The following is a 13,187-nucleotide window of genomic DNA, read 5'->3' as shown; positions in this document are numbered from 1 at the left end:
CGGCCGGGGGCCGATTGTCCGAGATGGCGCACACGGGGGCGCTCGCGCGCCGCGATGGAGGGTTAAGGGGGGTTTTCCGGCTCCGCCGGGGGCCGGTAGCGCGGCTGCGCGTCCCGCGCGGGGGCCGCGGCACGGTTCGGCTGCTCCGGCGCGGCGGGTCGGGCGACCCGGGTGGCCCGTTCGTGCTGCGGCTCGGTACGAACGGGCTGTTGTCTCCCGCCACCGCGGCGCCTACCGCCGCCCCGCTACTTCGACGTCGCCTTCAGGGCCAGCCACAGCTCCATGCGGACGTCCGGGTCGTCCAGGGAGCGGCCGAGGATCTCCTCGACACGGCGCATGCGGTAGCGGAGGGTGTGGCGGTGGACGCCCAGGTCGGCGGCGGCCGCGTCCCATTGGCCATGGCGGGAGAGCCAGGCGCGGAGCGAGGCGACGAGGTCGCCGCGGCCCGTCGCGTCGTGGTCACGCAGGGCCCGGAGCATGCCGTCGGCGAAGGCGCGTACCGCCTCGTCGGCGAGGAGCGGCAGGACGGAACCGGCGGCGACCTCCTCGTGCTCGACGAGGGCCCGGCCACGGCGGCGGGCCACGGACAGGGCCTGTTCGGCCTGGTGGAAGGCGGTCGCGGCGGCGAGGGCGACGTTCGGGGCGGAGAGGCCGAGCACCACGTCGAGACTGCCGTCCTCCGGCGCGGGGACGGTCCGGTCGCGCGGGGTGCGGGCCGCGGTCGTACGGCTCTTCGCGGCGCTGCGGCGGGCCTCGATCGCGCGGGCGTGCTCGGCGCAGGCGGCGACGGCCGCGCCGCCGTCCGGTGCGAGGACGATCAGCCGGCCGCCGTCGGGGACGACGAGCACCGGCTCGGCCACCCGGCTCGCGGCGGTCTCCAGCGCGTCGGCGAGCCCGCCGAGCGCGTCGTGCGGGCCGGTGCCGGCGTCGCGCGGCTCCGCCGCCTCCGCCTCGCCGGGCACGGTGGCCGCTTCCGCGACCAGCATCCGGAAGGGCGCGTCGAGCAGCCCGCCGTACAGCTCCCCCGCGACGGTCCGCGCGTGTTCCGGCTCGCCCGCCAGCAGCATCCGCAGTACCGCCGCGCCCAGCCGCTGTTCCGCGTCCCGCAGGGCACGGGAGCGCTCGGTGGTGAGGGTGAGGAGCGCGATCGCGGAGTGCACGGCGTAGCGATCGGCGGTGCCCAGGGGCGCGTCGGTGCCGACAGCGAGGACCGCGCGGGTGCGGCGGCCCGTGCCGAGGGACTGGAGTTCGACGCGGTCGGCCCCCTCGTCGTCGGGGTCCGCGCCGACGACGGCGCTGGCGGGTGCGGGCCGCTCCCGCAGCCGCCGGGCGTCGGCACTCAGCCGGGCGGCGCGGCGCTCGGCCCAGTCGGGGGCGGCGGCCACGACCGCGCCCGAGGCATCGTAGAGCGCGGCCCAGCCGCCGAGGTGCGCGGCGAGCCTGGCGAGGAGCGCGGCGGGCCCGTCGGCGCCGAGCGCGGCCCGGGTCAGCTCGCGCTGGGCCTCGAAACCGGCGGTCACCGCCCGGTACTGGTCGGCGGCGATGGCCGCGGAAACGGCCTTGGTGATGGCGAGGAAGGGGGTGCGGCGGGGCACCTCCAGCAGGGGCAGCCCCTCGGTCCGGGCCGCCTCGATCAGTGCCGTCGGCACCTGCTCGTAGTTGACGCCGACGGCGAAGCCGAGCCCCACGACACCCGCGCGGACGAGCCGTCGCACATAGCCGCGCATCGCCTCCGGGTCCTCGGCGTCGATCTTCATCGCGGTGATCAGCAGCAGTTCGCCGCCGTCCATCCACGGCACCGGGTCGACCAGCTCGCTGACGTGCGCCCAGCGGACGGGGGTGTCCAGCCGGTCCTCCCCCGCGAGCACGGCGAGCTTGAGCGCGGAGTGGTGGACGAGTGAGGCGAGCGTGGGAGGCATGGCACCTTCGGGAGGGGCGTCGCGATGACTGTGCCGTCCCGTATGAACGGCTGTGACCGATTCTGCCTCAGTGGCGCATTGCCCGGCCAACGCTCACTTCCTGAGGTCGACCAGGACCGGCGGCGCGCTCCCCCCCTGCACGGACGTCACGGACAGCACGGCGTGCCCGGCGGGCACCGCGTGCGCCAGCTCGGAGGCGGACCAGCGCTCCCGCTCCACCTTGCGGACGGTGACCGACTGGGCGGTGACCGCGCGGCCGGTGATCACCCGCCGGACGACGTGGCTGGCGCGGGTCAGCGGCTCGTGGGCGATGACCTGCTGGTCGGTGATGTCGCGGGTCTCGACCCACTCCTTGCCCCAGACCTCGGCGAAGCGCGCGCCGTCCCAGGTGGTGACGCCGGAGAAGGCCATCCGGCAGCCGACCGAGCCGAGCAGGGCGCTGCGCAGCGCCTCGGGCACGTCGTCGAGCGTGCGGAGGGTGAGCACGGCCCCGGCGTTGGCGGAGCGCAGCCGCTGCAGTCCCCGGACGGCTTCGGCGGTGATCGTGTGGGTGGCGTCGTCCAGGACCAGACAGGTGAACAGCGAGCGGTCGGCGCGGCCGACGGCGGACTCCGTGAACTGCGCGAGGACGAGCCGGGCCAGCAGCCGGGACGCCTCGGCGTGGCCGCGCTCGGGCAGGTCGATACGGACCCGCAGCGGGTGTTCGAGGCTGCGGAGCGAGAAGGTGCGGCCGGGGGCGGTGGTGTCGAAGAAGCGGGCGAAGGCGGGCCGGTCGAGGAGGGCGAGCCGGTCGGCGAGGAACGCGCCGGGGTCGTCGGGGCGCTGCGCCTGCCGCTCGCGGGCGTCGAGCTCGCGGAGATGGGCGTCCAGGCCCGCGGCCCGCAGGGCGGTGCGCAGCGCGGTGCCGGCGTCGGCGGACCGGTCGAGGAGTTCCCGCAGTTCGGGCACGGACGGGAAGCGGCCGTGGGCGGCGCGGTAGGGGCCCAGCAGCTGGGCGAGTGCCGTGGCGGCGCGCCGGGCGTCCCCGCTGGGGAGGCCGGAGGTGATGTCGCCGACGAGCCCCTCGGCGAGGACCGTGGCGGCTTCGTCGGGGTCGTCGGTGCCCCCGTACAGGTCGAGGTCGTACTCGGAGTCCGGGCGTCCGATCTTCACCACGATGTCGAAGGACTCGTCCGGCGCGAGCCCGGCGCCCGCGGCGCCGACCACGACGACGGCGGTCCGCCCGGCGAGTGCCTGGAGGCACAGCGACTCCAGGACGGGTCGCACCAAGCGGGCGGTCTTGCCGCAGCCGGGCGGGCCGACGGCGAGGAGCGAGGTGCCGAGCAGCCCGGGGTCGAGCGCGCACCCGGCGCCGCGGTGGTCGTAGGGGTTGCGGTCGTCGTCGGCGGCGGTGCCGATGCGGACCTGCCGGGTGAGCAGGTCGTGCAGGGCGGCACGTACGGGCAGGTCGCGGGAGCCGGAGGGGTGGGCGCAGGCGGCGGCGCCGTGGCGGAGCACGGTGTCGGTGAAGGAGGCGGGGCCGCCGGGCCGGGCCCGGGTCGACTCCCACGCGTGCTGGATGCGGGCGTGGTCGACGTCGTTCATCAGCCCGTGCCGGGCGTCGGCCGACAGCCGGTCGGCGGCGTCGTGCGCCCCGGCGGCGCGCAGCCGGGGCCACTCAGCGGGGTCCTCGCGGGGGGCCGGGGCGGCGGGTGGCGGGGTGCCGGAGTCGTCCCACAGTCGGCGCAGGGCGGGGGCGGCGTAGCGGCGCCAGACCTGTGCCCAGCGGCCGAGGCGGCCGAAGACGACGAGCAGGACGCCGATGACGAGGGCGTAGTAGAGGTACACGGTCCAGACGGCGACCATGCCCTCGTGCCAGGCGTCCGGGGTGAGGGCGTACAGCGGCCAGATCCAGAACGGGCCGAGGTAGCCGTTCCACATCAGGGACCACAGCAGCCAGCCGCAGAGGAAGGAGATGACCGCCCCGCTGACCAGCGGTCGCCCGGCGATCCGGTCCGGTTCGTGCGGCGGCCTGGGCCGGTGGCCGAAGGCCCAGATGCCGGGGGCCGCCGCCGGGCGGGGGGTGCGCAGCCAGGCGAGGAAGGCCGACCCGGGCGGCGGGGCGGCGGGGACGGGCCCGGCGGGTGGGGCGCCGGGCAGCGGCAGGGCAGCGGGGCGGGGCGGCCCGGAAAGAGGTGCGGGAGGGGCAGGCGGGGCGGGGGGCGTCGGGGCCGGCTTGGCGAGAGGAGCCGGCGGTACGGGCGGCATGGCGGGGTGCCCGGCCGGCGGGTCCGCCGGGCGGGGCAGCCGGTTGTCCCGGGTGCCCGGTTCGCCGTAGGTGTCCTCGGTGTCCATCGCTGCCCCTTGCCCCCGACCAGCCGTCCTGCCGCCGTGCCCGTATCCGCCGTTCCGGGTGCGGGCCGTCGCCCAATCTAGTGGCCGTCGCCCGGGAGTTCAGCGTCCCCGGCGATGCCACGCCCGTAGCGTGCGCATGATCACTCGGAGGGTGCGCGCGGGCGGGGGCGCCGGGCCGCCATGTCCGTGACGGACAAGGCGACGCGCGCACTGCTCCCGAACGGAACATGCCGAGGCCTGCTCCCCCGCCCTAGCCTGCGACGTAAAAGCCCCTTTCGCCGCCTCTTTCTCTCCCTGGAGCGCACCTCATGACCGAACTGACCGGAGGCCCGTCCCTTCCCCAGGAGCGCCGTGTCGTCACCGCGATCCCCGGCCCGAAGTCGCTGGAGCTGCAGGCCCGCCGTCTTCAGACGGTCGCCGGTGGCGTGGGTTCGGTGCTGCCGGTGTTCACCGTGCGCGCGGGCGGCGGTGTCATCGAGGACGTGGACGGCAACTCGCTGATCGACTTCGGTTCCGGCATCGCCGTGACCTCGGTGGGCTCCAGCGCGGAGGCCGTGGTGCGCCGCGCGTCCGCGCAGCTCGCCGACTTCACCCACACCTGTTTCATGGTGACCCCCTACGAGGGCTACGTGGAGGTCTGTGAGCAGCTCGCCGAGCTGTCCCCCGGCGACCACGCCAAGAAGTCGGCGCTGTTCAACTCGGGCGCCGAGGCCGTCGAGAACGCGGTGAAGATCGCCCGTGCGTACACCAAGCGCCAGGCGGTCGTCGTCTTCGACCACGGCTACCACGGCCGCACGAACCTGACGATGGCGCTCACCGCCAAGAACATGCCGTACAAGCAGGGCTTCGGCCCGTTCGCGCCCGAGGTCTACCGCGTGCCGGTGGCGTACGGCTACCGCTGGCCGACCGGCCCGGAGAACTGTGGCGCCGAGGCGTCCGCCCAGGCCATCGACCAGATCACCAAGCAGATCGGCGCGGAGAACGTCGCGGCGATCATCATCGAGCCGATCCTGGGCGAGGGCGGCTTCATCGAGCCGGCCAAGGGCTTCCTGCCCGCCATCGCGCAGTTCGCGAAGGACAACGGCATCGTCTTCGTCGCGGACGAGATCCAGTCCGGCTTCTGCCGCACCGGCCAGTGGTTCGCGTGCGAGGACGAGGGCATCGTCCCGGACCTGATCACCACCGCCAAGGGCATCGCGGGCGGTCTGCCGCTCGCCGCCGTCACCGGCCGCGCGGAGATCATGGACGCGGCCCACGCGGGTGGCCTCGGCGGCACCTACGGCGGCAACCCGGTGGCGTGCGCCGCGGCGCTCGGTTCCATCGAGACCATGCGTGAGCTGGACCTGAACGCCAAGGCCAAGCGCATCGAGGAGGTCATGAAGGGCCGCCTCGCCGACATGCGGGACAAGCTGGACAACGGCGCCATCATCGGTGACATCCGCGGTCGCGGTGCGATGATCGCGATCGAGCTGGTGGAGCCGGGCACCAAGACCCCGAACGCGGCGGCCGCGGGCGCGCTCGCGAAGGCCTGCCACGCGGAGGGTCTGCTGGTCCTCACCTGCGGTACGTACGGCAACGTGCTGCGCTTCCTGCCGCCGCTGGTCATCGGCGAGGACCTGCTGAACGAGGGTCTGGACATCATCGAGGCCGCGTTCGACCGTCTGTGATCCCCGCCCGTGGTCACGGGTCAGGGATACGGACGTGACCACGGGGATGGGATACGGGGAGTGAAGAACCTGTGCGGGGCAGGTGGTGGAGGGGTGATCCGGGTGTCCGGCCCGCCCTACCTGCCGTACGGTTTCTTCAGATGAGTGAAACACCTCGCTCGCAGGGGACTGCGGGCGATGCCGAGCCGGTGCTTCCCCAGTGCCGACCCGGTCGTGCCATCGCGCACACCACTGGAGCCCCTGGCTCCGGACATCCTCACCGATCGGAAGACCGCCCGCCCCATACCCCCCGGGGCGCGCGGCCCACCGGTCCCCACGGCGGCCTCGGAACTACCCCCCCTGTTCCGGGGCCGCCGACTTCGCGCCCGTCGGCGGTGACGTCACCCGCCGCCCTCCTTCCGGCGCTGTGCGCACTGCTCTTCGCCCTGGTCACCTGGCAGATCGCCGGCCACGGCCCGTTGCGCGCCCTCGACGAGCGGCTGGGCCGCGCGACGGTCGGCTCGGGCATTCCCCGCGGCGTCGCGGAGCTCTTCGCCGACCTCGGCAACACGGCCGTCGCGCTGCCCGTGCTGGCCGCCGCGATGATCGCGACGGCCTTCCGGGCCCGGGCGCCCCGCCGGTGGCTGCCCCCGCTTGCCGCGGCGGTCACGATGGCGGTCGTGCCGGCCCTGGTCGTCCCGGTCAAGAACGCGATCGCCCGCCCCGGACCGCCGGGGATGCCGCCCGGCGCGCACGACGGATTCTTTCCCTCTGGTCATACCGCCACGGCAGCCGTCGCCTATGGCGCCGCGGTGCTGCTCCTGCTCCACCGGACCGGCCCGCCGCCGTCGTCGCGCGTGCGCAGGGTGACGATCACCGGATGCGTGCTGCTCAACATCGGCGTGGGCATCGGGCTGGTCCGGCGCGGCTACCACTGGCCGTTGGACGTCGTGGGCGCGTGGTGTCTGTCCGGGGTGCTGCTGTGGGCTCTGGCCCTGCTGCTCACCGGCCCGGCTCGCCGCGGCCGGCGACGGCCTCGTGCATCGCGAGCTCCAGCGTCGCCGGATCGTTGAGCGTGCCCGACCCGTCGGGCGGCACGAGCCAGCGCAGCGCGCTCACGGACCGGCCCGGGTGGGGGACGACGACCCACGCCCCGCGCCCGGCCCCCCGTACGCCCGTGGCGACCCAGCGGGCGGCCGTGCCCGGCGGGACGAAGAACCCCACGCGGTGGTCGGCGAGCACCGGGCCCGGCCGGTCGGCGCGCCGGCTCAGCACGTCCAGCGTGGGGTGGCCGAGGCCGCCGGGGAGAATGAGCACGTCCCACAGCCGGCCCGCGGGCAGCAGTGCCACCCCCAGCGGGCTGCGTTCCCACTCCCATCGGCAGGTCTCGGGGTCGGGTGCCGCCGAAGCCAGCCACTCCACCGCGTTCCTCGCCCCCACGTCGCCACTCATGTGTGGTTCCTCCACTCCGTGTCCGCTTGTTCGCGTTCACGGATGAGAGGCCGCCCCGGGCGGATCATTACGCGGGTTTTTCACCCCGAACGGGTGATGAAGGGCGCACGGGTGATGAAAGGCGCACAGAGCCGACGGGCCAGGCGCCGGGCGCGAGCGGGCGCGGGGACGCGCCCTGCTCACGCGGCGGCGGGTCAGCTGTCGAAGCCCATGCCGACCTTGTCCATGGCCTTGAGCCAGAGGTTTCGGCGGCCGCCGTTCTCGTCGGCCCGGGTCATCGACCACTGGGTGATGCCGATCCCCACCGACCGCATCGGCTCGGGCGGGAACGGCAGCGGCTTGCTGCGGACCATCTCCAGCTCCGTGCGCTCGGTGCGCTCGCCGGAGAGCAGGTCGAGCATGACGTCCGCGCCGAAGCGGCTCGCGCCGACGCCGAGACCGGTGTAGCCGAGCGCGTAGGCGACCCGCCCGCCGTGCGCGGTGCCGAAGAACGCCGAGAAGCGGGAGCAGGTGTCGATGGCACCGCCCCAGTTGTGGGTGAAGCGCACGCCCTCGAGCTGCGGGAAGCAGCGGAAGAAGTGCTCGGCGAGCTTCTGGTAGGTGGCGGGGTGGTGGTCGTACTCGGAGCGGACCCCGCCGCCGTAGTGATGGACGATGTCGTAGCCGCCCCACAGGATGCGGTTGTCACGTGTGATGCGGAAGTAATGGAAGTGGTTGGCCGCGTCGCCGAGCCCCTGGCGGCGCTTCCAGCCGACGGCGGCCAGCTGCTCAGGGCTGAGCGGCTCGGTCATCAGCGCGTAGTCGTAGACCGGGGTGATGTACGGGCGCAGCCGCTTGACCAGCGAGGGGAAGGCGTTGGTGCCCAGCGCGGCGTGCCGGGCGAAGACCCGGCCGTAGGGGGTGCGGACGGCGACGCCGGCGTTGCGCGAGGAGAGCTCGGTGCCGGGGGTCTGTTCGTAGATCCGGACGCCGAGGTCCAGGCAGGCGCGCTTGAGGCCCCAGGCGAGCTTGGCGGGGTGCAGCATCGCGACGCCCGTGCGGTCCCAGAGCCCGGCGAGGAAGGTCGGGGAGTCGACCTCGGCGCGCAGGGCGTCGCGGTCGAGGAACTCGTAGTCGGGCAGGCCGAGGGCCGCGACCTCGTCGGCGGCCTCGCGCAGCTCCTGCACCTGGTGCGGGGCGGTGGCGATGTCGATCTCGCCGGTGCGCTCGAAGTCGCAGTCGACGCCGTGGCGGGTGAGGGCGGCCTCGAACTCGTCGAGGTTGCGGCGGCCGAGCCGCTCCAGGGTGGTGAGCTCCTCGGGCCAGCGGGACTGGCCGTTGGCCCAGCCGTGGGTGAGGGAGGAGGAGCAGAAGCCGCCGTTGCGGCCGGAGGCGGCCCAGCCGACCTCCTGGCTCTCGATGAGGACGACGTCCCGGCCGGGGTCGCGCTCCTTGGCATTCAGCGCGGTCCACAGGCCGGAGTAACCGCCGCCGACGACGAGCAGATCGCAGTGCTCGTCGCCGACGAGCGCGGGGAGGGGGGCCGGCCGGGCGGGGTCGTCGAGCCAGTAGGGGCGCGGCGCGGCGTCGGAAAGTGATTGGACAGGGTTCATGGCACGAGCGGCCATGTTCTCAGCTCCTTTTGCGGCGTCCGCCGGCCAGCTGACCGACGAGCACGCACAGCACGGCGATGACGAACATCGCCGTTCCGATGACATTGATCTGAACGGGTGTGCCCCTTTGCGCGGATCCCCAGACGAACATGGGGAAGGTCACAGTGGAGCCGGCGTTGAAGTTCGTGATGATGAAGTCGTCGAAGGACAGGGCGAAGGAGAGCAGCGCGCCCGCGGCGATCCCGGGGGCGGCGATGGGGAGCGTGACGCGCAGGAAGGTCTGCAGCGGGGTGGCGTAGAGGTCCTGCGCGGCCTGTTCGAGCCGGGGATCCATGCTCATCACACGCGCCTTGACGGCGGTGACCACGAAGCTCAGGCAGAACATGATGTGGGCGATGAGGATGGTCCAGAAGCCGAAGCTGACGCCCATGTTGAGGAAGAGGGTGGCCAGCGAGGCGGCCATGACGACCTCGGGCATGGCCATCGGCAGGAACAGCAGGGTGCTCACCGAGGAGCGGGCGCGGAAGCGGTAGCGGGCGAGCGCGAAGGCGATCATCGTGCCCAGGACCGTGGATCCCAGGGTCGCCCAGACGGCGATCTCGAGGCTGAGGGACAGCGAACCGCACAGGTCGGCGACGCCGCAGGGGTCGGCCCAGGCGTCGGTGGAGAAGCGCTGCCACTCGTAGTTGAACCGGCCGTTGGGCTTGTTGAACGAGAAGACCGTCACGACGACGTTGGGCAGCATCAAATAGCAGAGCGTGCCCAGCCCTGCGATCACGACGAGGTTGCGGCGCAGCCGGCGCGCCAGGCGCGACAGGCCCGAGGGAGCAGTCATCAGACCAGGTCCTCCGTCCCGGACTTGCGGATGTAGAGCGTGACCATGGCGAGGATGGCCGCCATGAGGATGAAGGACAGCGCGGCGGCGGTCGGGTAGTCCAGGACGCGCAGGAACTGGGACTGGATGACGTTGCCGATCATCTTCTGGTCGGTGGAGCCGAGCAGTTCGGCGTTGATGTAGTCGCCGGTGGCGGGGATGAAGGTGAGCAGGGTGCCCGCGACGACGCCCGGCATGGACAGCGGGAAGGTCACCTTGCGGAAGGTGGTCAGCGGCTTGGCGTAGAGGTCGCCGGCCGCCTCGTGGAGCCTCGGGTCGATGCGTTCGAGGGAGGTGTAGAGCGGCAGGATCATGAAAGGGAGGAAGTTGTAGGTCAGACCGCAGACAACGGCCAGCGGGGTGGCGAGCACGCGGTGGCCCTCGGTGATGCCCAGTGCGTCGGTGAGGCCGAGAACATGCAGCGAGTTGAGGGCGGAGACGACGGGGCCACCGTCGGAGAGGATCGTCTTCCAGGCCAGGGTGCGGATCAGGAAGCTGGTGAAGAACGGCGCTATCACCAGGATCATCAGTACGTTGCGCCAGCGGCCCGCCTTGAAGGCGATGAGGTAGGCGAGCGGGTAGCCGAGGGCGAGGCAGCCCACGGTGGCGGTGGCGGCGTAGCCGACCGAGCGCAGGAACTGCGGGTAGTACTCGGTGGCCGCGTCCCAGTAGGTCGCGAAGTGCCAGGTGACCTCGAAGCCCTCTTCGAGTGAGCCGGTCTGTACGGACGTGGAGGCCTGGTAGACCAGCGGCGCGGCGAAGAAGACGAGCAGCCAGAGGATGCCGGGGAGCAGCAGCCAGTAAGGGACGACCTTCTTGCGGCGGGCCGCGGCGCGGAGCGCGGGCGGGGCCTCGGAGGCGGGGTCGGTGGCGGTGGCGGTGGCCTGTGGGTGTGCCATCAGGTGCCCTCCCCCGCGTCCGTGCCCGCCTCGATGCTCTGCGCGGCGTCGAGACCGAAGCTGTGGCCGGGGTTCCAGTGCAGGACGACCTCGGCGCCGGGGACGAGCCGGTGGTCGCGTTCGATGTTCTGCTCGTAGACGGCCAGCGGCGCGGTGCCGGCGGTGACGGGGCTGTCGACGAGGTACTGGGTGGAGACGCCGATGAAGCTGGAGGTGGCGATGCGGCCGGTGACGCGGTTGCGGCCGTCGGGGACGGTGCCGGCGTCGTCGGCGTGGGTGAGGCTGATCTTCTCGGGCCGTATCCCGATCAGCAGCCGCCCGCCGGTGCGGGGGGTGACCGTACATCGCTCGGCGGGGAGCGCGAGTTTGCTGCTCGCGGCCTGGAGGACCAGATCACTGCCGGAGGCGTCGAGGACGTCGGCGGTGATGAGGTTGGAGGTGCCGAGGAAGTTGGCGACGAAGGTGGTGCGAGGCATCTCGTAGAGGTCGGCGGGGGCGCCGAGCTGCTCGACCCGGCCGCCGTTCATCACCGCGACCGTGTCGGCCATGGTCATGGCCTCCTCCTGGTCGTGGGTGACGTGGATGAAGGTGATGCCCACCTCGGTCTGGATGCGCTTGAGCTCGAGCTGCATCTGGCGGCGCAGCTTGAGGTCGAGGGCGCCCAGCGGTTCGTCGAGGAGCAGCACCTGCGGGTGGTTGATCAGGGCGCGGGCGACGGCGACGCGCTGCTGCTGGCCACCGGAGAGCTGCTGGGGCTTGCGGCGGGCGAAGTCGCCGAGCTGGACGAGGTCGAGCATGTCGCCGACCTGCTTCTTGACGGACTTGATGCCGCGGCGGCGCAGCCCGAAGGCGACGTTCTCGTAGATGTCGAGGTGCGGGAAGAGCGCGTAGCTCTGGAAGACGGTGTTGACGGGCCGCTTGTGCGGGGGGAGGGCGGTGACGTCCGCGCCGGCCAGCTCGACGGTGCCGGCGCTGGGGTCCTCAAGACCGGCGATCATGCGCAGGGTGGTGGTCTTGCCGCAGCCGGAGGCGCCGAGGAGGGCGAAGAACGAGCCGCCGGGGACGGTCAGGTCGAGCGGGTGCACGGCGGTGAAGGCACCGTAGCTCTTGCTGATCCCGGTGAGCCGGACCTCGGTGCCGGTGCGCTCGGTCGGGGCGGTTGCTGTCATGGGTGTCGGTCCAGGGGTGTCGGGGGGCGCCGGGGAAGGTCGGCCGCGTACAGGGGAAACGGGGTGAGCGGGTACGGGCTGTCAGGCGCCGGTGAGCTCGGCGAATGCGGCTTCGAACGCCTTGTCCTCCTCGGCGGACAGCGAGCGGAAGGCGTGTGCCTTCGCCGCCATCGCCTCACTGGGGATGATCAAGGTGTTGTCGGCCAGATCCTTGTCGATTTTCGCGAGTTCCTCGCGGAGGCCCGCCACCGGGCTCACATAGTTGATGGAAGCGGCGAGCCGGGCCGCGACCTTGGGTTGGTAGTAGTAGTCGATCAGTCGCTCGGCGTTCTTCTTGTGGCGGGCGTGGTTGGGGACCAGAAGATTGTCGCTGGAAAGCATGTAGCCGGCGTCCGGGACCGCGAACTGGATGTCGGCATTGTCGGCCTGGAGCTGGACGAGGTCGCCCGCCCAGGCGATGCAGGCGGCGATGTCGCCGCTGTTGAGGTCGCCTGTGTAGTCGTTGCCGGTGAAGCGGCGGATCTGTCGGCGGTCGACGGCCTTCTGCAGCCGGTCGATCGCGGCGCCGTAGTCGTCGGCGGTGACGTGCTCGGGCCGCTTGCCCATGTCGAGGAGGGTGAGGCCGACGGTGTCGCGCATCTCGGACAGCAGGCCGACGCGGCCCTTGAGCCGGGGGTCGTCGAGGAGCTGGGAGACGGAGTCGACCGTGCGGCCGCCGGTCGCCTTGCGGTTGTAGGCGATGACTGCGGGGATGCCGGTCCAGGGGTAGGAGTGGGCGCGGCCGGGGTCCCAGTCGGGGGTGCGGAAGCCGGGGGCGAGGTTGGCGTAGGCGTTCGGCAGGTTGGCGGCGTCCAGCCGCTGCGCCCAGCCGAGGCCGATCATGCGGCCGGCCATCCAGTCCGTGACACAGATCAGGTCGCGGCCGATGCCCTGTCCGGCGGCGAGCTGCTTGCTGACCTTGCCGAAGAACTCGACGTTGTCGTTGATGTCCTCGGTGTACGCGACCTCGATGCCGGTGCGCCGCCGGAAGTCGTCCAGGGTGGGGCGGCTCTTGTCGTCCTCGCCGACGTCGATGTACTCGGTCCAGTTGGAGAAGGAAAGCGTTTTCTCCGACGCGGAGCGGTCCTCGGACGAGCCGTCCACGCCGGTGCGACCGGCGGGCGGAATACCGCAGCCGCCCAGTGCGCCGAGGGCGCCGAGCGTGAGCGCACCGGCGCCCCCGGCCCGCAACAGGGACCGCCGGGTCAATGCCGCACGCGGCTGGTAGCGCTCCATTCGGAATGCCCTTTCCGTAGCTCCAAC

General features: G+C 72.7%; 10 protein-coding genes. 2 read left to right on the top strand and 8 right to left on the bottom strand.

Annotated features, from left to right (window positions below; all coding sequences use genetic code 11):
• Positions 1–245: 245 nt before the first annotated feature.
• Entirely contained in the window at positions 246–1,919 is a 1,674-nt protein-coding gene (locus ACZ53N_RS07270; RefSeq protein ID WP_469139934.1) for a PucR family transcriptional regulator, read from the bottom strand.
• 93 nt (positions 1,920–2,012) lie between these two features.
• A complete protein-coding gene (locus ACZ53N_RS07265) occupies positions 2,013–4,253 on the bottom strand; it encodes an ATP-binding protein (RefSeq protein ID WP_469139933.1) in 2,241 nt (746 codons plus the stop codon).
• A gap of 308 nt (positions 4,254–4,561) precedes the next feature.
• Between ACZ53N_RS07265 and gabT the strand changes: the two genes are divergently transcribed.
• Positions 4,562–5,920 (top strand): 4-aminobutyrate--2-oxoglutarate transaminase, encoded by a 1,359-nt coding sequence (gene gabT, locus ACZ53N_RS07260; protein ID WP_469139932.1) that lies wholly within the window; start codon positions 4,562–4,564, stop codon positions 5,918–5,920.
• A 374-nt stretch (positions 5,921–6,294) separates the two neighbouring features.
• Positions 6,295–6,972 (top strand): phosphatase PAP2 family protein, encoded by a 678-nt coding sequence (locus tag ACZ53N_RS07255; RefSeq protein WP_469139931.1) that lies wholly within the window; start codon positions 6,295–6,297, stop codon positions 6,970–6,972.
• Here the strand turns inward: ACZ53N_RS07255 and ACZ53N_RS07250 are convergent.
• The 6 genes from ACZ53N_RS07250 to ACZ53N_RS07225 all read right to left on the bottom strand — a co-directional run bounded on the left by ACZ53N_RS07250 (position 6,902) and on the right by ACZ53N_RS07225 (position 13,160).
• Positions 6,902–7,351, bottom strand: a complete 450-nt coding sequence (locus ACZ53N_RS07250) for a bifunctional DNA primase/polymerase (protein WP_469139930.1) — start codon at positions 7,349–7,351, stop codon at positions 6,902–6,904. The two genes, ACZ53N_RS07255 and ACZ53N_RS07250, sit on opposite strands and share 71 nt — an antisense overlap.
• 194 nt (positions 7,352–7,545) lie before the next feature.
• A complete protein-coding gene (locus ACZ53N_RS07245; protein WP_469139929.1) occupies positions 7,546–8,958 on the bottom strand; it encodes an NAD(P)/FAD-dependent oxidoreductase in 1,413 nt (470 codons plus the stop codon).
• A 4-nt stretch (positions 8,959–8,962) separates the two neighbouring features.
• On the bottom strand, positions 8,963–9,778 hold the full coding sequence (locus tag ACZ53N_RS07240; protein ID WP_469139928.1) for an ABC transporter permease: 816 nt from the start codon (positions 9,776–9,778) through the stop codon (positions 8,963–8,965).
• A complete protein-coding gene (locus ACZ53N_RS07235) occupies positions 9,778–10,716 on the bottom strand; it encodes an ABC transporter permease (protein WP_469139927.1) in 939 nt (312 codons plus the stop codon). Before ACZ53N_RS07235 ends, ACZ53N_RS07240 begins: the two co-directional genes overlap by 1 nt.
• A complete protein-coding gene (locus ACZ53N_RS07230; protein WP_469139926.1) occupies positions 10,716–11,885 on the bottom strand; it encodes an ABC transporter ATP-binding protein in 1,170 nt (389 codons plus the stop codon). Before ACZ53N_RS07230 ends, ACZ53N_RS07235 begins: the two co-directional genes overlap by 1 nt.
• Positions 11,886–11,966: 81 nt before the next feature.
• Positions 11,967–13,160 carry a polyamine ABC transporter substrate-binding protein gene (locus tag ACZ53N_RS07225; protein ID WP_469139925.1) on the bottom strand — a complete coding sequence of 398 codons (1,194 nt, stop codon included), beginning with the start codon at positions 13,158–13,160 and terminating at the stop codon, positions 11,967–11,969.
• Positions 13,161–13,187 lie beyond the last annotated feature (27 nt).

Source organism: Streptomyces sp. NPDC033229 (assembly GCF_055576875.1).
The sequence above is the reverse complement of the archived record's forward strand: the minus strand, read 5'-3'. Positions and strand labels throughout refer to the sequence as shown.

Bases quoted from the DNA above. Each gene is read 5' to 3' on its own strand.
- ACZ53N_RS07270 (WP_469139934.1), bottom strand. From the start codon at position 1,919: ATGCCTCCCACGCTCGCCTCACTCGTCCACCACTCCGCGCTCAAGCTC.
- ACZ53N_RS07265 (WP_469139933.1), bottom strand. From the start codon at position 4,253: ATGGACACCGAGGACACCTACGGCGAACCGGGCACCCGGGACAACCGG.
- gabT (WP_469139932.1), top strand. From the start codon at position 4,562: ATGACCGAACTGACCGGAGGCCCGTCCCTTCCCCAGGAGCGCCGTGTC.
- ACZ53N_RS07250 (WP_469139930.1), bottom strand. From the start codon at position 7,351: ATGAGTGGCGACGTGGGGGCGAGGAACGCGGTGGAGTGGCTGGCTTCG.
- ACZ53N_RS07245 (WP_469139929.1), bottom strand. From the start codon at position 8,958: ATGGCCGCTCGTGCCATGAACCCTGTCCAATCACTTTCCGACGCCGCG.
- ACZ53N_RS07240 (WP_469139928.1), bottom strand. From the start codon at position 9,778: ATGACTGCTCCCTCGGGCCTGTCGCGCCTGGCGCGCCGGCTGCGCCGC.
- ACZ53N_RS07235 (WP_469139927.1), bottom strand. From the start codon at position 10,716: ATGGCACACCCACAGGCCACCGCCACCGCCACCGACCCCGCCTCCGAG.
- ACZ53N_RS07230 (WP_469139926.1), bottom strand. From the start codon at position 11,885: ATGACAGCAACCGCCCCGACCGAGCGCACCGGCACCGAGGTCCGGCTC.
- ACZ53N_RS07225 (WP_469139925.1), bottom strand. From the start codon at position 13,160: ATGGAGCGCTACCAGCCGCGTGCGGCATTGACCCGGCGGTCCCTGTTG.